Raw genomic sequence first — 20979 nt, forward strand, 5'->3', positions numbered from 1 at the left:
GACACCGCGGTAAGAAAACGTTTTATGGTCTCTCCGTCCCCTGCTCGGGGTCAAAATACGTCCCAGCGACGGATTTCCACGTTCCCCGTTTCGCGTCCGAACCGCCCGGCATTCGCTCGACGACAGGTTCGATCCCGCGAGTTTCGTCCCATCAACGAGGACAGAAGCGTAATAAAGAGTTTTAGTGCCGTTCTTCGTAGCTACTCGTATGACTGACTACACGATCGAGTTCGTCGGCACGGGTGAGACGATCACCTGTTCGGACAAGGAAACCATTCTCAGCCGGTGTCTCGAGGAAGGAATCGCCCAGGAGTACTCCTGTCGCGTCGGCATGTGTCTGGCCTGTTCGGCCGAAATCGTCGAGGGCGAGGTCACCCAGCCGGCGGCTCGCGGGCTCACCGAAGAGGAGGCTGAGTCGTACGCACTGACCTGTATGGCCCGCCCCCAATCCGATCTCAAACTCGACCGCGGGGAGTATCCGCCGAGCATCGAAAGTGAACTCGAGGCGGGCGGTGCGGGCGAGACGGCTGCAGCGGATGACTGAGACGCATCGGAGCGAACAGATCTGATTCCTTCCTTGCGAGTGGCCTCGTCCGATCGTCTGCACTGATTTGAACGCTGATTTATCGAAGGTGAGCGACAAACCTTACTACGGGTGAAGAGAGATGCGGCGTGTATGCCCGCCTACGACCGGTCATCTGCAACGGGATTTCGAGAAATCGATCGATGGCGCGGCGGTGTCGGCTGGATCGCGCATCCGAACGAGGATGGGGAGCGGGCAAGCCACGCGCTCGTAGGTACTGGCGGCGACGAGGTCTGGCTTGTCGATCCCGTCGATGCACCCGGGATCGACGAGTTCATCGCGGAGCTCGGGGAGGTCGCTGGCGTCGCCGTGCTCTCTAGCCATCACGCCAGAGACGCCGGCCCTATCGCGACGCGCCACGACGTCGCCGTCCACGTCCCGCAGTGGATGGATCGCGTCGCAGCGCGTGTCGACGCCCCGATCGAGCGCGAGGAGTCCGTTCTCGGCACGCTGGGATTCGAAACCCGCCGTGTCGAACCGCTCTCGCTCTACCAGGGTGCAATCGCGTACCGCGACGCCGACGGAACGCTCATCGTTCCGGACCTACTCTCGTCCGGGTCGGCCTACCCGGTCGGCGACGAACGCATTGGCGTCATGCTGGGGGCCAGACTGTTCCCACCGCGAGCGCCGTTCGCTGCACTCGAACCCGAACGGATACTGTTCGGCCACGGCGAGGGCGTCTTCGAGGACGCGACCGACGCGCTCGACGAGGCGCTTGCCGGCGCACGCAGACGATTTCCGCGTGCTCTCGTGTCCAATCTCGGGACAAACCTCCGCTTGTTTTGGGCCGCAATGAGAGACTAGCGCCGCCCGGCGACGCTCAGAATCAGCTTCAGGCTCGTATCGACGACGTCTCGAGCGTTTCCGGTCTACCGACCGACCGCTAGATCGACCGGCCGCCAAGCCAGTCGGTCAGTTCATCGCCAGTCGTTCCTCGTCAGCGATCCACCGCTATCAGTCCACGAAGTCGATGTCGTCGGCGTCCATCTCGGGTTGGACCGGTTCTTCGCCGTCCGGCCGGCCGTAAATCTGGGGCGACTGAACGCCCGTCACGACGATCATCGTCCGCATGCTCCCCTCGAGCGTCTCGTCGATCGAGGTCCCCCAGATGATGCGCGCGTCGGGGTCGATCCGGTCATAAATCTCCTCGACGACGCCTTCCGCCTCCTCGATGGACATGTCGTTGCCGCCCGTGACGTTGACCAGCGCCGAACTCGCGCCGGAGATGTCGACATCGAGCAGCGGCGATCGCAGGGCGGTCTTGACCGAGTCCTCGGCCTTGGCTTCGGAGTCAGACTCGCCGAGGCCGATCATCGCGACGCCGCCGCGTTCCATCACGGTCCGCACGTCGGCGAAGTCCAGGTTGACGAGGCCGGGTTTCGTGATGAGTTCGGTGATACCCTTGACCGAGCGCATCAGCACTTCGTCGCTCACCTTGAACGCCTGGCGGACGGGGAGTTTGCCGACGGAGTCGAGCAGTCGGTCGTTCGGGACGACGATGACGGTGTCGGACACGTCGCGAAGGCGCTCGAGTCCGGCTTCGGCGTTCGTCCGGCGAACCTCGCCCTCCGCGGTGAAGGGAGTCGTGACGATCGAAATCGTCAGTGCGCCGGCCTCGCGGGCGGCTTTCGCGACGACCGGTGCGGAACCGGTTCCGGTGCCGCCGCCGAGTCCGGCCGTGACGAAGACCATGTCCGAGCCATCGATGGCGTCGTAGATGTCCTGTTGGCTCTCGAGGGCGGCCTCCTCGCCGACCTGCGGGAGCGAACCGGCACCGCGGCCGCCGGTCTTCTCCTCGCCCATCAGGATCTTGGTGTCGGCCTCGATTTCGACGAGGTGTTGGACGTCCGTGTTGGCGGCGACGAGCTTCGCGCCGTGGATGCCCTCCTCGTGCATGCGGTTGATGGTGTTGCCACCGGCACCGCCGCAGCCGACGGCGGTGATGTCCGTCTGCAGATCCTGCAGAACGTCTTCCAGTTCGTCGTCCGTCATCGTCCCCGTCTGTCTGCTCGCTGACTCGTCGACCGACTGACCGTCCACGGGAGCGTCGGCCGACTCCCCGTCCTCGGCCTCGTCGATGGCGTCGTCGATGAGTGAGTCCATTCTTGCCCCCTTCTAAACCATGGAGCATAATTACCTTTCCCCTACACGTCAGCCACCTGGCTGACATGTTACTCCTGTATTACCTATCAGGTGTTTTTTGCGTGATGACTGGGGGCCGGAACCGAGTAAGATACTCTTACTCCCGCTGTTCGAACCAGTCAGATCAAAAACCGGTCAGTCTGCTGGCTCCGCACGCGGTCCGGACCGATCGATTCACCATCGACCGTGACAGGGGACCCGTTCGCGAGTTCACCGAACTTCGGTCCCTCGGGGACGCCGAGTTCCCGCGCGAGTTCGGGATCGAAGGCGGTTTTTTCGGCGACGACGGCGTCCGTTTCGACCGTGACCGTTTCGTAGGCCGATTCGAGGAGCACTGCGAGGTCCTCGATGATTGCGGTCCGCGCTGTGGGTTCGGGAACGACGGCCCGCGATCCGACGCGGCTGCCGCCGTTGTCGGTGGTGAAGGCGACGGTTCGCTCCTCGATGGCGGCGCGAACGGCGTCCGGATCGATCCCTTCCGCGGTGTCGATGAGGTCGCCCGGCAGATCGACCACGGTGAACGACTCGGTGTCCTGATCGCCGAAGCGGATCCCGTCGTCGACGCGACCGAGTTCGGATTCGACGGCATCGACGAGTTCGAGCGAGCGGTCGCCGACTTCGCGGAGCCACGTTTCGCTGACGACGCGGTGGCCCGCATCGGTCAGGGTCTTCTCGAGAACCGGCCAGTCGCCGTCGAGGAGCGCGATGTCGGCGTCGCTGGCCGCGAACGCCGCGTCGAGCACGTCTCGGTGGGCCGTCGGGTGGCCCATCTCGTCAAGCGCCCAGTCGGCCGCCATGTGGCCCACCGCCCAGGGCGTCTCGCGGACGATTCGTTCGAACCGGGGCGCGTAGTGGTTGCCGCCGAAGCCGACGATCTGTTTCCGACGGTGCGGGGCGACGCCGCGGAGGGAGAGAATCGCGCGGGCGACGGCCCGTGCACCGGCGGGGTCGTCCCACTGCTCGTCGTCGCTGCCGAGTTCGGCGAACAGGGACGGACAGCCGACGTCGGTCGGGCCGTGGTGGGTGCACTCCATGCCGACTTCGTAGTCGTCGGGAGCGAACTCGTCGAAGGCCCCGAGCAGTTCGGCGAGGGCGTTCGGGCAGGCCGCGGCGACGGTGTCGTCCTCGCCGCCGAACTCGGCCGGGCCGAAGTTACCGGTGAAGTGGCCGGTCAGCAACGCGCCGGTGTCGCCCGAGTGACGCGAGGCGAAGACGAGCAAGTCGGGGTCGCAGTCGAACGCCGCGGCGGGTCGTTCGAGTTCGATGTGCAGCGTTTCGAAGGTGCGGAGTTCGGCCCCGTCGGTGGTGTAGTAGGTGCCGCCGCCGTCGTCGTCGGGGCGGCGCTCGTCTCGGTGGCTCTCCCAGGTTTCGAGTTCGCGCAGGTGGTCGCAGATGTGGACGGAGGCGCGGTCGGCGCGACTTTCGACGATTGCGAGGGTCGCGGTCGTGTCGCTGTCGCTCATATCCGTTCTGCGAAGCGCTCGTCGTTAAGTCGCCCGCTTTCGCTTTTCCCTTTCGTCCCCGTCTCAGAGCGCGAGCAGGGCGATGAAGACGCCGTAGCCGGCGATGAGGGCGACGCCGTCGCGGCGCGTGAGCCGCCGGCCGTAGGCCATGAGCCCGACGACCATGACGGTGACGGCGATAAGGAAGGGGAACTCGAACCGGAGCGTTCCGGGTGCGATGTCGATCGGCGTGATGACGGCGACGACGCCGAGGACGGCGAGGATGTTGTAGATGTTCGAGCCGACGACGTTGCCGATGGCGAAGCCGGCTTCGTCGCGGATCGCACCGACGACCGAGGCGGCGAGTTCGGGAAGCGAGGTGCCGAGGGCAAGGACGGTAAGGCCGATGAAGAGATCGGAGAAGCCGAGTGCGGACAGGAGGTCAGTGCCGCCGGAGACGAGCCAGCGCGAGCCGACGAGGAGCGCGAGCAGGCCGGCGAGGACGAGTGCGATGTCGCGGAGGGTGATGTCGCTCGCGGTGCTGGTGGTCGTTGCCGTCGTCTCCGCGGTATTCGTTGCATCCGATGTCTCGCGGCCGCTACCGTCCGCAGCACTGGTGTCGTTCTCGGCCTCGCTGTCGGCGACATCGTCGGGAAGCTCGTCCATCGCGATCGGATCGTTCCCGGCGTTGTGCAGCAGGTAGCCGGTGAACCCGGCGAGTACGAGCAGGAAGACGATCCCCTCGATGCGCCCGAGCGTGCCGTCGAGCCCGAGAACGACCAGTAAGAGCGCGGCCAGTCCCATGACGGGGACGTGGCGACGCATGACCGTCTCCCCGACCGGCAGCGGACGGATGAGCGCCGAGACGCCGAGGACGAGCCCGATGTTGGCGATGTTCGAGCCGACGATCGCGCCGAGTCCAATGTCGGTCGAGACGTTCAGCGCGCCGATGGTCGACACGAAGAGTTCGGGTGCGGTGGTCGCAAACGCGATGACGGTGACGCCGACGGTCGCGGCCCGGAGCCCGATCCCCAGCGCGAGCCGGCTGGCTCCGGCGACGAGGAGTTCAGCGCCGACATAGAGGGCGACCACGCCGGCCGCGAGCAGGAGGATCGGCAGGAGGGTTTCGCCAGACACGACCGGTGGTACTCACGAGGGGAGTATAAGCGATTCGAGACGGCAGAGTGGGACTCGCGTTCGTCTCTCCGTCTTTCGCTCGTCCAGCCGGTCCGAAGCCACACCCATTATACCCTCGCCGCGTCGAACCAGAGCCAGACATGGCTATGGACGTCTTCGGACTGCTCGGCAACCCCGTCGACCACTCGCTCTCGCCGCCGATGCACGAGGCCGCCTACGACGAACTCGGATTCGACGCCCGCTACGTCACCTTCGAACCCGAACCGGACGATCTCGCCGCCGCGATCGACGGCGCAGCGGCGCTCGGAATCACGGGGCTGAACGTGACCATCCCGTTCAAACAGGACGCGCTCGATCTCGTCGAGCCAGACGATCTGGCCGCGCGAATCGGGGCGGTCAACACGATCGACTTCTCGAACAGCGCGGCCGAGCAGCCGACCGGATACAACACCGACGCCGCGGGTGCGCTGCGCGCGCTCCGCGAACACGAGGTCACGATCGAAAACGCCGCCGCCGTCGTCGTCGGTGCCGGCGGTGCCGGCCGCGCGATTTCGTTCGCGCTCTCGGACGCGGGCGCGGACGTCGCGATTGCAAACCGCACCGAGTCGACGGCCCACGACCTTGCCGCCGACGTTCCGGGCGCGACCGGTCACGACCTCGCCGCCGACACGCTCGACTCCCTCCTCGCGCAGGCCGACGTGCTGGTAAACGCCACCAGCGTCGGCATGGAAGACGGCGCCACGCCGGTGCCGGCCGATGCGCTCCACGCTGAACTCGTCGTGATGGACGCCGTTTACCGCCCGCTCGAGACGCGCCTACTTCGAGATGCCGCGGCGGTCGGTGCGCAGACGGTCGACGGGGCCTGGATGTTGCTTTACCAGGGCGTCGAGGCGTTCGAACTGTGGACCGGCCGCGATGCTCCGGTCGACGAGATGAACCGGGCGTTGCGGTCGCGGTTGTAGCGCCGGCGCGGAGCGCGGTAATTCGTGCGTTTCAGGCCCGTCGTATCAGACGAATTTAAGTGACAGAGACGACTATGTCGGGACAATGGCAATCCTCGAAAAGCTAAAGTCGTTGTTGGGTCTCGGCGACTCGAGTACAGATCGCCGAGGGTCTCGGGAAGTCGGTGTGACGGTCGAACGGGAACGGGCGGGTGACCAGCAAGAAGGGGCAGCAGACGATACTGGTGCCGAGAGTGCGCCAGCACCATCGTCCGCGTCGTCCACATCTACGTCCGCGTCCACGTCTTCGTCGGCCGATCAACCGTCTGCGGCTGATGATGATGATGATGATGTGACAGGGGATGGTGATGCGGATGCTGATACTGGAACTGACGCTGATACTGATACTGATACTGATCTCGGGACTGATTCCGATTCCGACGCTGACACCGACGAGTCGGAATCGGCCGCAGCCGAAACGAGTGCCGCTGGGTCGACAGGGTCAGTAACCGAGACGCCCGACGAACCCGACGAGGCAGCCGAACCCGCCGAGGCAACAGGGCCGACGGAGACGGATGCAGCGCCGACAGCGGACAAGACGCCCGATCTTTCGGAACGAGCGGAGGGTGATGAGGAACCGACAGAAGAACCCGAGCAGGAGCAAGAACCCGAGGCCGACGAGGCAGCTGAACAGGACGACGACCCCATCGAACAGGCCGAATCCGACGCCACCGCCGAACAGGGTGATCCGGTCACGGATATCAAGGGTATCGGACCGGCCTACGCCGACCGACTCGCCGGTGCCGGCGTCGACACCATCCCCGAACTTGCCGACGCCGATGCAGCCGCACTCGCCGACGCGACGGACATCTCCGAAACGCGGATCCAGGGCTGGATCGACAGGGCTGAAGTCCGCTAAATTTGGAAGTACCGCAAGCGGCTGGTGGCGAGGATCCATCTTCGAACTCTCGCTTCTCGTCTTCCTGGCTCACGTTGGACCGCTGTATGAATCGCAACATGATTAGGGTACTGGCTCCTCTCGACGGCTATGAGCGACCCGCGTGTCATCACCTCGCGTGCGGCCTTTCGCGCCGTCGCCCGCGAGTCACTGAACTCGATGGATGGCGACGCTACGCCGACGACACATGATCCGTGCGTTCGCGTGCCGGTCGAAGTCCGACTCACCGTTTCGGACCCGTTCCTTGCGTACCGCCGCGCACGTGTCTCGAGAGACGAGTTCAACGCAACCACTGATGCGGAAGGCGGCCGGCCGAGAAGTGCCATTCTCGAGACGACCGGCGGGCAGTCGGGCTGGGGATACTTCGGCATCGACCCGATCGATCGGGTAACGGTCGGTGCCGAGGCGGTCACCAGGTCGGACGACGCCGACGGGAGTCCGTCCGTCGGCGCGCGCGGATCCGACTCCCCGTCACTCACCGCGCTCGACTCCCTGCTCGCAGGGACGACGCTCGCCCGCGGCGACTGTGACGTTCCCGTCCCCTGCGGCGCGATCGGCTGGCTCTCCTACGACATCGCCCGCGAACTCGAAGCGCTTCCGAACGCGGCCGACGACGACCGCGGACTGCCCCGGCTCGAAGTCGCGGTGTACGACCGGCTGGCGTCCTGGCAGGCCCCGACCGACGATGCGGTTACGCTCCGGATTACGGCGTGCCCGCTGATCGATAGCACCAAGGAGGGACAGGCGGCGACGAGTTCAGCTGCTGTCGCCGCCCGCGCGAACGAGCCCCGGTTCCGGTTCGGGTCGACCGAGGACGAACTCGGGGCCGCCTACGAGTACGGTCGCGAGCGCGCGCTCGAACTCGCAGGTCGGATTCGAGAGGGTGATCCGGGAGTCGGAGCGCCGCCGGTCGAAACGCCCGCGGCGACCTTCGAGAGCGAGTGTGGCCGCGAGGCGTTCGCCGAACGCGTCCGTCGGGTCAAAGCGGCCGTTCGGGATGGAGAGACCTTTCAGGCGAATATTTCCCAGCGGTTAGTTGCCCCCGCGGCGGTTCATCCCGTCGCTGCCTACGACGCCGTCCGCCGCGTGAATCCGGCTCCCTACTCTTGCTTGCTCGAGTTCAGTGCCGTCGATCTGGTGAGTGCGAGCCCGGAACTGTTGCTCGAACGCTCGGCGACTGCTCGTGGGCGCGGTCAGCACGCGCGCGACGGTGCCGTCGTCCGAACGGAACCCATTGCGGGCACGCGACCACGCGGAGAGACGCCGGCCGCGGACGCCGAACTCGAGGCCGACCTGCGGCGGGACGAGAAGGAGCGCGCCGAACACGCAATGTTGGTCGATCTGGAACGCAACGATCTGGGAAAGGTCTGCGAATACGGTTCCGTCGACGTGGCCGAGTATCGTCGGGTCGACCGCTACGCGGAGGTGATGCACCTCGTTTCCGACATAACCGGCAGGCTCCGAGAGGGGGTATCGCTCGCGGACGCCGTCGCAGCCGTGTTTCCGGGCGGCACGATTACGGGCGCGCCAAAACCCCGGACGATGGAACTCATCGACGAACTCGAGACAACCCGTCGCGGCCCGTACACGGGAAGCGTCGGCATCTTCGGGTTCGACGGCCGAGCGACGCTCAACATCGTGATCCGGACGCTGGTCCGTCACGAAAACGAGTTCCACCTCCGCGTCGGCGCGGGGATCGTTCACGACTCAGACCCCGACCGCGAGTACGACGAGACGCTCGCCAAGGCTCGTGCGCTGTTGAACGCGGTCGACGAGGCGCTGGGTGACCGGGCCGATATGGAACTCGACGACGACGGGGAGGATTCCGACACTGCGATCACAAATACCAACACGAACACGAATGCGAACGCGGACGCGGACGCGAACACGGACACAGATCCAGACCCAAACCCAGACACAAACGCAAACGGCGGTGAGTCGCGTGACTGACCCGGTCCGGATTCTGGTCGTCGACAACTACGATTCGTTCGTCTACAACCTGGTCCAGTACGTCGGCGAGGCCGTTTCGACACCCCACGCGGCCGCAGTCCCCGACGCCGGCGAGGTGCTCGTCCGCCGCAATGACGCTCTCGATCTCGACACCGTTCGCGAACTCGATCCGACGGGAATCGTCGTCTCTCCCGGCCCGGGAACGCCGCGGGAGGCCGGCGTCTCAGTGCCGCTGTTCGCCGAAACCGACTACCCGATCCTCGGCGTCTGTCTCGGACACCAGGCCCTCTGTGCGGCCCACGGGACGCCGGTCGGCCACGCGCCGTCGGTCGTCCACGGCAAACCGTCGACGGTCAGCCACGACGGAGCGGGCCTGTTCGCCGGCCTCCCGGAGCAGTTCCAGGTCGGGCGCTATCACTCCCTCGCCGTCGAGCGCGACGTGCTGCCGGACTCGCTCGTCGAGACGGCACGGACGATCGACGATCAGCGTATTTCGATGGCGGTCCGCCACCGTGAGAAACCCCACTTCGGCGTGCAGTTCCATCCGGAGAGCATTCTGACGCGCCCGGCAGCAGTAGAATCGACGACCGACCACGATCCTCACACCGACACCCCTGACGGCAATGATATCGACGACGACATCACGCTTGCACTCGGCAAACAACTCATCGAAAACTTCTGTCGGCTCGCAGCCGACGCCTCGGACGTGGAGACTCACCAATGACTGATCGATCCGAGCACCAGTATCACGTCAACGGTGAACTCGTTCCCGCGAGCGAGGCCGCTGTCAGCGTCGACGACCGCGGCTTTCGCTACGGCGACGCCGCCTTCGAGACGCTTCGCGCCTACGGCGGCACGGTCTTCGAGTGGGATCGCCACGTCGATCGCCTCGAACGGACCTGTGAGGCGCTCTCGCTCGACCACGGGCTGTCGGCCGACGACCTCCACCAGCGCATCCGGGACACCCTCGACGCAAACGAACTCGACGACGCCTACCTCCGCCTCTCGATCACACGGGGCGTCCAGCCCGGAAAACTGACGCCCCGACCCGATGTCGAGCCGACAGTCGTCGTCTACGTCAACCCACTCCCCCGCGGCGGTCTCGACGGGCAACCGGTCTGGGATGCACCGGCGACCGTTCGACGGGTCGACACGCGGCGCATCCCCGACGACGCGCTTCCGTCAGGCGCGAAAACGCACAACTACCTGAACGGCATCCTCGCTCGAACCGAACTCGCCGCCGCCGATTCGCAGGCCGACGAGGCGCTCATGTGCGATACCGAAGGTTTTGTGGCCGAAGGCGCGACGAGCAACCTATTTTTCGTCCGAGACGGCATCCTCTATACCCCCTCGACCGACGGCTCGGTGCTTCCGGGCATCACGCGCGAACTCGTCCTCGAACTGGCCGAGACGACCGACGTGCCGGTTCGAACGGGTGCCTACGAGTTCGAAACCGTCGCCGACGCCGACGAGGCGTTTCTCACGAATCAGACGTGGGAACTGCGCCCGATCGAGCGCCTCGACGGAACCGCGATCGGCGGTGGGCCGATCACGGCGCAGCTGTCGAGACTGTACGACGAACTCGTCGAGCGGACGTGTTATTCGCGGCCCGGCGGGAGAGACTGACTCTGAGCGGGGCGATCGTTCCTCGAAGCGAGTCGCCGAGTCGAAACGTTGACCACGCGCCGCTCAAAACTGCGTACCGATGGGGATCGACGCCGAGCGGCGGATCGCAGCGCTTTCCGAGGTGCCGACGAACTCGACGCTGTTGTTTCGGGTTGCAGAACGGACGCCAGACCGATCGACCGAGTCCGCAAGCGACGGTCGTACGAACGCGCCTGAATCTGCGCAGGAGGCGATTCTCGTCACAACCGCAGCCGACTCCGGCGAGCGATCCGAGGTCGCCTGCTGGCTCAACTTCTGCCAGCACTTCACGCACATCAAACTCGACAAGGGCTCCGGCGCGGCCATGCGCAACGATGAACTCGTCTGTGAGAACCACGGGGCGTATTTCGAGGCTGACTCCGGGCTGTGTACGTACGGCCCCTGCGAGGGCGCGACGCTCGCTGCACTCGACGTGACGGTCGCGGACGGTGCTGTCTACCTGACCGATGACGACTACGAGTTCGTCGGCCGCGGCCCGGTCGAGACGGACGACGATCTCACGTCGACCTCGAACGTCGAGTTCTGACGGCGGGTTTTGACCGTGACTTTCACTAGTCGGTTCTGGCAGCGAGTGCTAGCGCTGTCGGATCGCGGTGGGACGGACGAGGTCGCGTTCCTGGTCGTACTCGATGAGGCCGGCGTCGACGAGTCGCGGCAGATGGTCGTGATACAGGGAGATATACGTGTCCGCGACTCGATCGGCCGGGAGTTCGGCCACTGCCGTGTCAGTTTCGCGGACGGCAACCTCCTCCGCCACGTCGGGCAGGGTCAGATCGTCCTCGTAAGTGGTCATCACCTCGAGAAACAGGCGCCGTCGTTCGCTGGCGAGGAGTTCGAACGCGTCGTCGATGGCTGTCGGGTCCGTCAGGTCGTCGCGAGCCTCGAGCCAGTCGAGGGCTGCGAGGATGAACTCGGCACAGTCGACGGCTGAGTGAGAGGTTGCAGTCATGTGTGATAGTGGGGCTGTGAGTAGCGTGCGGTGGGTGTTCGTGTGTGGCCGTCTCCGCGGGCAGTCGCGTGGGGACCTCGCTGTGGGCAGTCGCATGGGTCCGATCTGAGCGGGAATCTCGATCGAGTGTTCGAGACTATGTCCCCATTTCTCGGGTCCCCACTAAATATTAGTGTCGAAGTGAGGGTGGATTTTTCTCGATTCCTTATCTATCGGCCTCCATGAGTGTCTCGAACGCGGGTAGTGACGCAGTGAGGGCCACAGACACTGTCCCTCGAGACGCTCGGTTACAGTATTACGACTCGATCGTAAACGTCGGCTCCGCGACCGACTCACTCTTACAGGAGGGACATCGGGACGGACGATTCACCAGGTCGTCGAACTCCTCGAAGCCGCAGTCTCGACACCGCGGTGGTGCAACAAGGAGTTGTTCGTCCGTTGCATCGACCGACCGAGAAACGTGTTCGACGTGTCGAAGTACCGCCTCCGGCGTCAGCTCGAGGTGCACTGCGAGTTCACTTGGCGTCGCTGGCTCGGCACGAAGCGCGTCGGCGAGTCGCTGCCGGGTCGTTTCGTCGGCCTCTCGCATACGGATGGGTTCGCGCCCAACTGTTATCGGTTTGGCGCTCTCCTTACAGCGGCCCTCACTACTACTGGAAATAAGCAGCACCGCCGAATCGCCCGATAGAGCCGGGGTGTTTCATGAAAGGGTAAGTAACTTACATCCAGCAGATGAACACGTCCTCATGAAGGCCGTCGTCCTCGCGGGTGGCTATGCGACTCGCATGTGGCCGATCACGAAACATCGGCCCAAGATGTTCCTCCCGATCGGTAACTCGACCGTGATCGACCGAATCTTCGCTGAACTCGAAGCGGACGAGCGAATCGACGAGGTGTTCGTGAGTACGAACGAGCGATTCGCCGCCGACTTCGAGGCACACCTCGCCGACAGCGAGTTCGACAAACCCAAACTCTCGATCGAGGACACGACCGAGGAGGACGACAAATTCGGCGTCGTCGGCGCGCTGGCCCAGTTGATCGACCGCGAGAACGTCGACGACGACCTGCTGATCATCGCCGGCGACAACCTGATCAGTTTCGATATCGACGACTTCCTCGATTACTTCCAGGAACAGGATGCACCAACGCTTGCCGCCTACGATGTCGGTTCGCGGGAGAAAGCCAAATCCTACGGCCTGGTTGAACTCGAGGGCGACCGCGTCATCGACTTTCAGGAGAAACCCGACGATCCGCGGAGTACGCTCGTTTCGATAGCCTGTTATGCGTTCCCACAGGATTCGCTTTCCTTACTCCCGACGTATCTCGAGGAGGGGAACAACCCGGACGAGCCCGGCTGGTTCGTCCAGTGGCTCCAGAACCGCGAGTCGACGTACGCTTACACTTTCGAGGGTGCGTGGTTCGATATCGGGACGCCCGAGAGCTATCTCGACGCCGTCTCCTGGCACCTCGACGGCGAGTCGCTGATCGCCGATTCGGCGGCGCTCGAGAACGTCACAATCGGTGACAACGTCCACGTGATGGGTGACGTAACGCTTGAGGGTACGACGGTCGACCACGCCGTCATCTTCCCGTCGGCGACGGTCCAGAACGGCGATATCCGTCGGTCGATTATCGACGAGGGGACGTATCTCGAAGATCTCGATCTGGCGGGCGCGCTCATCGGGGCGCACACGACGATCACGAACGGCTCGCCCTAGTATTCAGTCCGTGTCGCACTCATTTTCCGTGTTCTGATAGAGGGAGGGAGAAGCATGATCAGCAGTAAACATTTAATCGGGGTGAGCCCGTAGCATCAGCCATGCTTGATGCCCTTGCTGGGAACGCGCCGCTGTTGCTCCTGTCGGTGGGTCTCGTCCTCATGCTGCTCGAGGCCCTCTCCCCCGGGGCACATCTCATCGTTATCGGTGTCGCACTGGTCGGTGCAGGGCTGATCGGCGTCCTCTTCCCGGGACCCCTGAACCTGTTCGTTCTGGCAGCACTGACGCTTGGCTTCGGGATCGTCGCCGCCTACATCTACAACGAGTTCGACTTCTACGGCGGGAAGGGGACGGCCCAGACGTCCGACTCCGATTCCCTGTCGGGCTCGACGGGCTACGTCACCGAGACGGTCTCGACCCGTGGCGGCGAGGTAAAACTCGAGGATGGCGGCTTTGCGCCGTTTTACAGCGCCCGGACGACCAGCGGCACGATCGAGGAGGGCGAGGAAGTCATCGTCATCGATCCGGGCGGCGGCAACGTCCTGACGGTCGAATCGCTCGGGTCGATCGGCGATGACGAAATCGATCGGGCGCTCGCGACGGAGTCGACGGATACCGAACGCGAGGCGACCGAACCGGAGGCGGTCGACGATGACGGTACCGACGCTGGTACCGACACGGAGACGACGACCGGCTCGTCGAGTTCCGATTTCGAGGGCGATGACGATGACAATGGCGATGGCGATAGAGAGAGTGATGGCAAGGACGAGGACAGTGTGGACGCCGAGACGGACACGCAGCCCAGGTCCCAGTCCCACTCATCATCCGTTCTCAACGAATCCCTCTCCGAAACAGACCACTCCTGAAGTGAGTTCGGCTTCCTTAGGTAAATACGGGAACACTTTTCCCGTCACCGCCACAAGGGCAGATTATGGTCGTAGAACTGTTCCCCCTGCAGACCGCCGGTGGTATTGCACTGTTCCTCGGTGCACTCGTCCTCGTCCTCGTCATCGCCGCACTCCTCAGTGCGATCGAGATCGTCGACGCGTACGAGAAACGAGCCCTCACCGTCTTCGGTGAGTACCGCAAACTCCTCGAACCCGGTATCAACTTCGTCCCGCCGTTCGTCTCGAACACCTACCGGTTCGACATGCGAACGCAGACGCTCGACGTTCCCCGCCAGGAAGCCATCACCCGCGACAACTCGCCCGTTACGGCCGACGCCGTCGTCTACATCAAGGTGATGGACGCCAAGAAGGCGTTCCTCGAGGTCGACAACTACAAGAAGGCCGTCTCCAACCTCGCCCAGACCACCCTCCGTGCCGTCCTGGGCGACATGGAACTCGACGACACGCTCAACAAGCGCCAGGAGATCAACGCCCGCATCCGCCAGGAACTCGACGAACCCACCGACGAGTGGGGGATCCGCGTCGAGAGCGTCGAAGTCCGCGAGGTCAACCCCTCGAAGGACGTCCAGCGCGCGATGGAGCAACAGACCTCCGCCGAGCGTAAGCGCCGCGCCATGATCCTCGAAGCACAGGGTGAACGCCGCAGCGCCGTCGAGAAGGCCGAAGGTGACAAACAGAGTGAGATCATCCGCGCACAGGGTGAAAAGCAGAGCCAGATCCTCGAAGCGCAGGGTGACTCCATCTCGACCGTTCTGCGCGCTCGCTCGGCCGAATCCATGGGCGAACGCGCCGTCATCGACAAGGGCATGGACACACTCGCCGATATCGGCCAGGGCGAGTCCACGACGTTCGTCCTCCCGCAGGAACTCTCCTCGATGCTCGGGCGCTACGGCAAACACCTCTCCGGCAGCGACGTCAAGGAAGACGGCACTGAACTCGAGAGCCTCGGATTCGACGAGGAGACTCGCGAACTGATCGGTCTCGACGATATCAGCGAGATCATCGGCGAGATCGACCAAGAGGCCGATATGGACGTCGAGGCGATGGAACAAGAAGCACAGGCAATCAAGGAGGGCCAGGACCCTGCCAGCATCTCCGACCCCGACGATGTCATCGAAGAGATGGACCAGGAGTTCCAGGAAGGCCAGACCGACGGCGGCGCTCCTGTAAGCGAGAGCGACTCATCGGAAACGGACGATTCAGCGACGACTAACTGATACCTAATCGCTGACTCGCTCCCGTTTAACCCACACAACCCGCGGCAATCCAAACTGAACTCGGGCAGCTGCTCCGAGTGCAACCGACTTTTTCGTCCCGCCCGAGACGCAACCGCTTCAGAAACGAGACTGTCTTCGCTTTCAATTCGAGTGAGGGAGCGAAACCTGTTTTACGGTACAGGTCCTTTCGGTCGATAGACACTCATGACATCGTCCGACGGGGTCGACGACGAGAAACGAGCCACCTTGCGCCGCTTTGCCGCCGTTGGTGCTGCTTCCCCGCTTGCTGGCCTCTCCGAGACGGCGTCGGCTGAAACGGGCGATAACGACGCTCGTGACGCGATCACTGGCTACCTCTCCACGACACCCGGTGCACACTTTTCGAAAATCCGAGACGATCTCCAGCTCGGAACCGGCGAAACCCAACACCACCTGCGTCACCTGACGGACGCCGGAACGATCGAGCGCTACCGAGATGGCGACTACAAACGGTTCGTCCTCGCGAACCGTTTCGACGAGTTCGAAAAACACGCACTCGGTTACCTTCGCCGCGAGACTCCTCGCGGCATGCTCGTCGAACTCCTCTCGGACCCGGACGCGACCGGCGGCGACCTCGCGGACGCACTCGCCGTGTCCGCCCCGACGGTGAGCAAGTACGCGGGTGAACTCGAGGAGGCGGGACTGCTCTCCCGCGAGGGTGGCTATACGGTCGAGCGCCCGACCACGGTGCTCCTGCTCGTCGTGCGCCACGCGGACTCGTTTGGCGAGCGAGCGATGCGACTCGCGCGGAACGCGGATCAGCATCTGGCCTATGACTATGCGGACGATGCGCGCGAGTTCTAACCGGCACGTGCTGACTCGAATCGAGTTCGCACTCGGCACTCAGCGCTCAACACTCAGCGCTTAGCGGTCGAGGTCGTCGAGTAGCGTCGACAATTCGGTCAGTGAGTCGAGTTCGTAGGTCGCGTCGGCGGGACAGTCGAGGTCGCGATTGTGCTGGCGGCGAACGAACGCGGTCTCGAGGCCGGCAGCGGTGCCGGCGATGACGTCTTTCTCGAAGTCGCCGACGTAGAGTCCTCGCGGGTCGTCGTCGATGCCCAGTGTTGCGAGGGCATCTTCAATGTAGTAGGGATTTGGCTTTCGGCGGCGGTAGCCGTCGATGGTTGGGTCGCGCCCGCGAACGACATCGAACTCGAACTCGAAGTGGTCGGCGACGAACTCGGCGGTCTGGTGGCGGTTGTTGGTGACGAGGCCGAGGGTCGTGCGTTCGGCGAGTTCGTCGAGAACGACGGTGTCATCGTAGCGGCCCCGGTCGCCCGATCGAAGTCGATCGTGGGTGCCGTCGGAGGCGTACCGTTCCGTCATGGCCCAGAATCGGTCGGGGTCGATACCGAGTGCGGTGCAGTGCTCCGAGAGGTGGTCCGTATCGTGTCGTTGCAGATCGCGGCGCTGGGCTGGTGATGGTGTGGCATCGAGTTCGGCGAGGGCGGTGTCGGCGGCGTCGGCGTACACCTGGGGGCTGGTTCGCGGGCCCTCGAGGATGATGCCGTCCATATCGAAGAGGATCGGAAGTGGCATTCGGTAGTAACGAGGTGGACGGAGGAGCGAATAAAGGCGAGGGAAACAGGTGTCCCGTGGGCGGTGAGGTGGCAGCCTTAGAGACTGACCTTCCAGGTGGTGCTCGAGGAGTAGCCCCACTTCTCAATTTCGACGTCGCAGTTGCCTTCCTGCAGGGCGCTGATGTTCGAGCCGACCTCCTTTGCGGTCATGCCGAGTTCCTGTCCGATGAGTCGGGATTTGAAGTAGGTTTTCGTGGCTGCGTGTTCCCGGAAGTACTGCAGGATCTGGCGTTGTTTGCTCGTGAGGTCGGGGGCCATTGCGGTGCTCATACTACTCGGCACGGCGGTGATTCCCTTAGGGGGTTTGGTACGTGAAGTTAACCCGCCGCCTGCATGCGGTTTCATGGGGAAGTAATCGATCGATAATCGTCTCGAAAGGGGAAGTTGGTACGGCCAGTTAATACGTTCAGTGCGTTGACTCTCTGGCGTGGCTGACCATCAGGTTCGTGGGCTACTCTCGATCGTAGTAGCCGGTCAAAAACGGTCCGAACGCACACGCGACGCCCTCCGCGAGCGCTTGCGTTCGGTCGGTGAGGCCGTCGGTTAGGACGCCGGCAGCGCCTTCGGTTTCGGCGACGCCGGTCGTCTCGAGCAGGTCGTCCATCACCGGGCCGAGTTCGTCGCCGGCCTCGAGACGACTGGTCACGTCGTCGGGGAGGCGCAGTGACGGGCCGCTGCCGACGTCGGTGTGCGTGCCGTCCGTGACGGCTGCCCACATGATCAGCGAGAGGCCGTCTGTGCCGTCAAACCGGGCGACGCCGCCTTCCAGCCCGACGCCGTAGTCGGGTATCTCACCGTCCGATTCGTCCGCCAGCGCCCGGTACGCACGGCGAGCGCGGTTGCGCGCGCCGGTAATCGTCTCCTCGACCGACCAGGGCTGTTCGGAAACGCCGGAATCGACCGTGACGGCCGTAACTGTCGGCTCGAACCGCTCGAGCGTCCGTTCGACGGCCCCGATTTTGACCGGATTCGTGCTGCCAACGGCGACGTTCATGGCCGGCAGTGAGGGCCGTTCGTACTTGGCTCGGCCGGTTCGATTCGGCCGCTCGTTCTATCGTCATCTATCATCCCTGTTCGGACGAATTACGCGTTTTCGAGCGGTATCGAGCGCAGATTCCGAAATCCTTAACCCGTGTGTCCCGGAACGGGGTAGGTAACGAATCCGTCCGGGCTTTTGCAATCGCCTGTCCGGGCAGTATTTGCCATCGTATGACAAACACATCATCAAACACGAGAGTACGGCGTAGCGAACAAGAGACGGCCGAACAGGAGACCGAAACCGAAGAGAGCGACCTGGTCTGTCCGGAGTGTGCAGGCAACCTCGTCGTCGACGACGAACACGGCGAAACCGTCTGTGAGGACTGCGGGCTCGTCGTCGAGGAAGACTCCGTCGACCGCGGCCCCGAGTGGCGCGCCTTCGACGCCGCCGAGAAAAACGAAAAGTCCCGCGTGGGCGCACCCACGACGAACACGATGCACGACAAGGGGCTCTCGACGAACATCGACTGGCGCAACAAAGACGCCTACGGGAACTCGCTTGGCTCTCGCCAGCGCGAGAAGATGCAGCGCCTGCGCAAGTGGAACGAACGCTTTCGCACCCGCGACTCCAAGGAACGCAACCTGAAGCAGGCGCTGGGCGAAATCGACCGCATGGCAAGCGCGCTGGGCCTGCCGACGAACGTCCGCGAGACAGCCTCCGTTATCTACCGGCGCGCACTCGACGAAGACCTCCTTCCCGGCCGCTCGATCGAAGGCGTCTCGACCGCCTGCGTCTACGCCGCCGCCCGCCAGGCCGGCGTTCCCCGCTCGCTCGACGAAATCGCCGACGTCTCCCGCGTCGAGAAAAACGAAATTGCGCGCACCTACCGCTACGTCGTTCGCGAACTGGGACTCGAAGTCCAGCCCGCAGATCCCGAGAGCTACGTTCCGCGATTCGCGTCGGGACTCGACCTCTCCGACGAAGCCGAACACCGCGCTCGTGCACTCCTCCAGAACGCCAAGGAAAAGGGCGTCCACTCCGGCAAGTCCCCGGTCGGACTCGCCGCCGCGGCCGTCTACGCCGCCGCACTGCTGACCAACGAGAAGACCACGCAGGCCGCCGTCTCCGACGTTGCGGACATCTCCGAAGTAACCATCCGAAATCGCTATCACGAACTTCTCGAAGCCGAGGAAACGCTCGGACTGGCGTAATCGGTCTCCCTGATTCGGTCGGCAGCAACGTTGCATCAGCGCCTCTCTCGCAACACTCGCCGGACCGACACCGTTTTTCTCCCGCCCGTCTACGGTCCCGGTATGGCTCTCGAGTTCGATTCGTTCACGCTCGCCGCGTCGACTACCGATCTCAGCGAGGAACCGGCCGCCCGCGAGTTCGCCGACGCGATCGAGTTCAGAATGGATCTGGCGAGCGAGCCGGTCGCCGCGCTCGAGGCGTACGACGATCAGTTTGCGTCCGCTCCCGATTCGGTGCCGATTCTCGCCACGAATCGGGCCGCGTGGGAGGGCGGCGAAGCGACTGACGATGGCCGACTCGAGACGCTTGCCGCGGCGACTCGCTTTGACGCCGTCGAGGCGATCGATATCGAACTCGAGTCGCTTCGGGCGGGTGCGACGGCGGCGACTGACGCCCGCGAAGCGGCACGAGAACGCGACGTGAGCGTCGTCGTTTCGGCCCACGACTTCGAGGCGACGCCGCGTGCCGTCGAGATGCGTGAGACGCTTACCGAGGCCTGCGAGTACGGCGACGTCGGCAAACTCGCCGTAACGGCTGCCGATCGCGAGGATGCGCTGGCGTTGCTCACGGTAACCCAGCAACTTACCGCCGCTGGACACGATATTGCGACGATGGCGATGGGCGAGGCCGGAAGCCACACCCGGGCTGTCGCCCCGATCTACGGCTCGCGGATCGGCTATGCTCCAGTCGTCCCCGAGCGGGCGACGGCACCGGGGCAGTACGACCTCGAGACGCTCGCCGAACTCGTCGAGCGACTGCAAGCGGATGGCCCCTCGACTGCGTGAACTGACTCGTTTCGTTGCTCGAGCGGGACGATCTGGCTGCAGGGATCTCTATTTCGTCTGGAGAGTCCGTTTTCAGTGATCGTCTCTCGTGCGTGACTATCGAAACGAATCGGAATGTTAAGGGGCTGGCACTCCGAGGACTAGGTACGATGACTTGGCTTCGTGCGCTCGTTATAGGTGGGCTCTCTCTTCTCGTCCCTGGAGCCGGCCACGCGCTGCTTCGGGACTGGCTTCGCGCGTTCGCCTTCGGAGGGCTGTTTATCGCTGCGGGACTGTTCTTCCTGCCGACAGCAGAAATCGCTGCGGCTGATTCGTTCGCCGATAGTATGACGATCGCAACACAGGAAACCGAGCGGATCACCCAGTTCCTCTTCTCGTTTATCGCGCTGTTCGCCGCAATCGACGCGACCTTCCGCGCGCTGGGAGTCCCTCCCGGCCGGGGTAGTACCGACGCGGACGGGCCAACCTGTCCAACCTGCGGCAAAGAACTCGACGAGGACCTGTCGTTCTGTCACTGGTGTACGACTCGACTCGAGTCGCCGCCCGCCAGTGAGGGCGAGACGGCGGGTGCTGTCAACGCGACGGACGAGTCTCGAAACCACTGAGTTGCTGAACAACGACTGACGACCACTAAGCAACGGCCACCAAACGACGACCACCAAACGACGACCACCAAACGACGACCACCAAACGACGACCACCAAACGACGACCACCAAACGACGACCACCAAACG

At 64.1% G+C, this 20979-nt stretch carries 23 protein-coding genes; 15 read left to right on the top strand and 8 right to left on the bottom strand.

The annotated features are described in order from the left end of the window. Positions 1 to 208 precede the first annotated feature (208 nt). Both SM755_RS13725 and SM755_RS13730 read left to right on the top strand, forming a co-directional pair. Positions 209 to 544: a 2Fe-2S iron-sulfur cluster-binding protein gene (locus tag SM755_RS13725; protein WP_006664847.1), complete on the top strand. Its 336-nt coding sequence runs from the start codon at positions 209 to 211 to the stop codon at positions 542 to 544. Between the two features lie 132 nt (positions 545 to 676). Then, positions 677 to 1387, top strand: coding sequence for a hypothetical protein (locus SM755_RS13730; RefSeq protein ID WP_323173145.1), 711 nt, complete (start codon positions 677 to 679; stop codon positions 1385 to 1387). 150 nt (positions 1388 to 1537) lie between these two features. On the opposite strand, the gene ftsZ is transcribed toward SM755_RS13730, so the two are convergent. The 3 genes from ftsZ to SM755_RS13745 all read right to left on the bottom strand — a co-directional run bounded on the left by ftsZ (position 1538) and on the right by SM755_RS13745 (position 5304). Continuing rightward, positions 1538 to 2686, bottom strand: a complete 1149-nt coding sequence (gene ftsZ, locus SM755_RS13735) for a cell division protein FtsZ (protein WP_323173146.1) — start codon at positions 2684 to 2686, stop codon at positions 1538 to 1540. A gap of 158 nt (positions 2687 to 2844) precedes the next feature. Further along, entirely contained in the window at positions 2845 to 4188 is a 1344-nt protein-coding gene (locus SM755_RS13740) for a D-aminoacyl-tRNA deacylase (protein ID WP_323173147.1), read from the bottom strand. A gap of 63 nt (positions 4189 to 4251) precedes the next feature. After that, positions 4252 to 5304, bottom strand: a complete 1053-nt coding sequence (locus SM755_RS13745) for a calcium/sodium antiporter (protein ID WP_323173148.1) — start codon at positions 5302 to 5304, stop codon at positions 4252 to 4254. A 146-nt stretch (positions 5305 to 5450) separates the two neighbouring features. On the opposite strand from SM755_RS13745, the gene SM755_RS13750 reads away from it, so the two are divergent. From SM755_RS13750 to SM755_RS13775, 6 genes are all read left to right on the top strand, one after another. Continuing rightward, the gene (locus SM755_RS13750) at positions 5451 to 6266 is read left to right on the top strand and encodes a shikimate dehydrogenase (protein WP_323173238.1); all 816 of its coding nucleotides are present in this window, start codon (positions 5451 to 5453) and stop codon (positions 6264 to 6266) included. Between the two features lie 85 nt (positions 6267 to 6351). Continuing rightward, complete coding sequence (locus SM755_RS13755) at positions 6352 to 7164, top strand: helix-hairpin-helix domain-containing protein (RefSeq protein ID WP_323173149.1); 813 nt, start codon at positions 6352 to 6354, stop codon at positions 7162 to 7164. 129 nt (positions 7165 to 7293) lie between these two features. Continuing rightward, the gene (locus SM755_RS13760) at positions 7294 to 9153 is read left to right on the top strand and encodes an anthranilate synthase component I family protein (RefSeq protein ID WP_323173150.1); all 1860 of its coding nucleotides are present in this window, start codon (positions 7294 to 7296) and stop codon (positions 9151 to 9153) included. Then, positions 9146 to 9877: an aminodeoxychorismate/anthranilate synthase component II gene (locus tag SM755_RS13765; protein WP_323173151.1), complete on the top strand. Its 732-nt coding sequence runs from the start codon at positions 9146 to 9148 to the stop codon at positions 9875 to 9877. Before SM755_RS13760 ends, SM755_RS13765 begins: the two co-directional genes overlap by 8 nt. Beyond that, positions 9874 to 10779, top strand: coding sequence for an aminotransferase class IV (locus SM755_RS13770; protein ID WP_323173152.1), 906 nt, complete (start codon positions 9874 to 9876; stop codon positions 10777 to 10779). Before SM755_RS13765 ends, SM755_RS13770 begins: the two co-directional genes overlap by 4 nt. Positions 10780 to 10858: 79 nt before the next feature. Continuing rightward, positions 10859 to 11344, top strand: coding sequence for a Rieske 2Fe-2S domain-containing protein (locus SM755_RS13775; RefSeq protein WP_323173153.1), 486 nt, complete (start codon positions 10859 to 10861; stop codon positions 11342 to 11344). Between the two features lie 48 nt (positions 11345 to 11392). Here SM755_RS13775 and SM755_RS13780 read toward each other — a convergent pair whose 3' ends face one another. Both SM755_RS13780 and SM755_RS13785 read right to left on the bottom strand, forming a co-directional pair. After that, on the bottom strand, positions 11393 to 11767 hold the full coding sequence (locus SM755_RS13780) for a hypothetical protein (protein WP_323173154.1): 375 nt from the start codon (positions 11765 to 11767) through the stop codon (positions 11393 to 11395). Positions 11768 to 12062: 295 nt separating this feature from the next. Then, on the bottom strand, positions 12063 to 12356 hold the full coding sequence (locus tag SM755_RS13785; RefSeq protein ID WP_323173155.1) for a transcriptional regulator: 294 nt from the start codon (positions 12354 to 12356) through the stop codon (positions 12063 to 12065). 157 nt (positions 12357 to 12513) lie between these two features. On the opposite strand from SM755_RS13785, the gene SM755_RS13790 reads away from it, so the two are divergent. From SM755_RS13790 to SM755_RS13805, 4 genes are all read left to right on the top strand, one after another. Then, positions 12514 to 13485, top strand: coding sequence for an NDP-sugar synthase (locus SM755_RS13790; RefSeq protein ID WP_323173156.1), 972 nt, complete (start codon positions 12514 to 12516; stop codon positions 13483 to 13485). A gap of 101 nt (positions 13486 to 13586) precedes the next feature. Further along, entirely contained in the window at positions 13587 to 14351 is a 765-nt protein-coding gene (locus SM755_RS13795) for an NfeD family protein (protein ID WP_323173157.1), read from the top strand. A gap of 65 nt (positions 14352 to 14416) precedes the next feature. Next, positions 14417 to 15610, top strand: coding sequence for an SPFH domain-containing protein (locus tag SM755_RS13800; protein ID WP_006664832.1), 1194 nt, complete (start codon positions 14417 to 14419; stop codon positions 15608 to 15610). 204 nt (positions 15611 to 15814) lie between these two features. Next, on the top strand, positions 15815 to 16453 hold the full coding sequence (locus SM755_RS13805) for a MarR family transcriptional regulator (RefSeq protein WP_323173158.1): 639 nt from the start codon (positions 15815 to 15817) through the stop codon (positions 16451 to 16453). A gap of 60 nt (positions 16454 to 16513) precedes the next feature. Here the strand turns inward: SM755_RS13805 and SM755_RS13810 are convergent, their stop codons facing one another. From SM755_RS13810 to SM755_RS13820, 3 genes are all read right to left on the bottom strand, one after another. Continuing rightward, on the bottom strand, positions 16514 to 17188 hold the full coding sequence (locus tag SM755_RS13810; RefSeq protein ID WP_323173159.1) for an HAD-IA family hydrolase: 675 nt from the start codon (positions 17186 to 17188) through the stop codon (positions 16514 to 16516). Positions 17189 to 17265: 77 nt separating this feature from the next. After that, positions 17266 to 17487, bottom strand: coding sequence for a hypothetical protein (locus SM755_RS13815; protein WP_006110412.1), 222 nt, complete (start codon positions 17485 to 17487; stop codon positions 17266 to 17268). Positions 17488 to 17680: 193 nt separating this feature from the next. Next, the gene (locus tag SM755_RS13820) at positions 17681 to 18223 is read right to left on the bottom strand and encodes an inosine/xanthosine triphosphatase (RefSeq protein WP_323173160.1); all 543 of its coding nucleotides are present in this window, start codon (positions 18221 to 18223) and stop codon (positions 17681 to 17683) included. Positions 18224 to 18438: 215 nt separating this feature from the next. Between SM755_RS13820 and SM755_RS13825 the strand changes: the two genes are divergently transcribed. The 3 genes from SM755_RS13825 (at position 18439) to SM755_RS13835 (ending at position 20849) form a co-directional block, all read left to right on the top strand. Next, the gene (locus SM755_RS13825) at positions 18439 to 19419 is read left to right on the top strand and encodes a transcription initiation factor IIB family protein (RefSeq protein WP_006664828.1); all 981 of its coding nucleotides are present in this window, start codon (positions 18439 to 18441) and stop codon (positions 19417 to 19419) included. 102 nt (positions 19420 to 19521) lie between these two features. Then, a complete protein-coding gene (locus SM755_RS13830) occupies positions 19522 to 20244 on the top strand; it encodes a type I 3-dehydroquinate dehydratase (protein WP_323173161.1) in 723 nt (240 codons plus the stop codon). A 149-nt stretch (positions 20245 to 20393) separates the two neighbouring features. Further along, the gene (locus SM755_RS13835) at positions 20394 to 20849 is read left to right on the top strand and encodes a zinc ribbon domain-containing protein (RefSeq protein WP_323173162.1); all 456 of its coding nucleotides are present in this window, start codon (positions 20394 to 20396) and stop codon (positions 20847 to 20849) included. Positions 20850 to 20979 lie beyond the last annotated feature (130 nt).

This window comes from Natrialba sp. PRR66, from assembly GCF_034808065.1.
In the GTDB taxonomy this organism is placed as follows: Archaea; Halobacteriota; Halobacteria; order Halobacteriales; family Natrialbaceae; genus Natrialba; species Natrialba aegyptia.

What these genes read in the sequence shown, in the direction of transcription:
- SM755_RS13810 (WP_323173159.1), bottom strand. Translation starts at nt 17,188, where the DNA reads ATGCCACTTCCGATCCTCTTCGATATGGACGGCATCATCCTCGAGGGC.
- SM755_RS13785 (WP_323173155.1), bottom strand. Translation starts at nt 12,356, where the DNA reads ATGCGAGAGGCCGACGAAACGACCCGGCAGCGACTCGCCGACGCGCTT.
- SM755_RS13835 (WP_323173162.1), top strand. Translation starts at nt 20,394, where the DNA reads ATGACTTGGCTTCGTGCGCTCGTTATAGGTGGGCTCTCTCTTCTCGTC.
- SM755_RS13770 (WP_323173152.1), top strand. Translation starts at nt 9,874, where the DNA reads ATGACTGATCGATCCGAGCACCAGTATCACGTCAACGGTGAACTCGTT.
- SM755_RS13820 (WP_323173160.1), bottom strand. Translation starts at nt 18,223, where the DNA reads ATGAACGTCGCCGTTGGCAGCACGAATCCGGTCAAAATCGGGGCCGTC.
- SM755_RS13805 (WP_323173158.1), top strand. Translation starts at nt 15,815, where the DNA reads ATGACATCGTCCGACGGGGTCGACGACGAGAAACGAGCCACCTTGCGC.
- SM755_RS13725 (WP_006664847.1), top strand. Translation starts at nt 209, where the DNA reads ATGACTGACTACACGATCGAGTTCGTCGGCACGGGTGAGACGATCACC.
- SM755_RS13750 (WP_323173238.1), top strand. Translation starts at nt 5,451, where the DNA reads ATGGACGTCTTCGGACTGCTCGGCAACCCCGTCGACCACTCGCTCTCG.
- SM755_RS13775 (WP_323173153.1), top strand. Translation starts at nt 10,859, where the DNA reads ATGGGGATCGACGCCGAGCGGCGGATCGCAGCGCTTTCCGAGGTGCCG.
- SM755_RS13730 (WP_323173145.1), top strand. Translation starts at nt 677, where the DNA reads ATGCCCGCCTACGACCGGTCATCTGCAACGGGATTTCGAGAAATCGAT.
- SM755_RS13795 (WP_323173157.1), top strand. Translation starts at nt 13,587, where the DNA reads ATGCTTGATGCCCTTGCTGGGAACGCGCCGCTGTTGCTCCTGTCGGTG.
- SM755_RS13760 (WP_323173150.1), top strand. Translation starts at nt 7,294, where the DNA reads ATGAGCGACCCGCGTGTCATCACCTCGCGTGCGGCCTTTCGCGCCGTC.
- SM755_RS13800 (WP_006664832.1), top strand. Translation starts at nt 14,417, where the DNA reads ATGGTCGTAGAACTGTTCCCCCTGCAGACCGCCGGTGGTATTGCACTG.
- SM755_RS13825 (WP_006664828.1), top strand. Translation starts at nt 18,439, where the DNA reads ATGACAAACACATCATCAAACACGAGAGTACGGCGTAGCGAACAAGAG.
- SM755_RS13755 (WP_323173149.1), top strand. Translation starts at nt 6,352, where the DNA reads ATGGCAATCCTCGAAAAGCTAAAGTCGTTGTTGGGTCTCGGCGACTCG.
- SM755_RS13830 (WP_323173161.1), top strand. Translation starts at nt 19,522, where the DNA reads ATGGCTCTCGAGTTCGATTCGTTCACGCTCGCCGCGTCGACTACCGAT.
- ftsZ (WP_323173146.1), bottom strand. Translation starts at nt 2,686, where the DNA reads ATGGACTCACTCATCGACGACGCCATCGACGAGGCCGAGGACGGGGAG.
- SM755_RS13790 (WP_323173156.1), top strand. Translation starts at nt 12,514, where the DNA reads ATGAAGGCCGTCGTCCTCGCGGGTGGCTATGCGACTCGCATGTGGCCG.
- SM755_RS13740 (WP_323173147.1), bottom strand. Translation starts at nt 4,188, where the DNA reads ATGAGCGACAGCGACACGACCGCGACCCTCGCAATCGTCGAAAGTCGC.
- SM755_RS13780 (WP_323173154.1), bottom strand. Translation starts at nt 11,767, where the DNA reads ATGACTGCAACCTCTCACTCAGCCGTCGACTGTGCCGAGTTCATCCTC.
- SM755_RS13815 (WP_006110412.1), bottom strand. Translation starts at nt 17,487, where the DNA reads ATGGCCCCCGACCTCACGAGCAAACAACGCCAGATCCTGCAGTACTTC.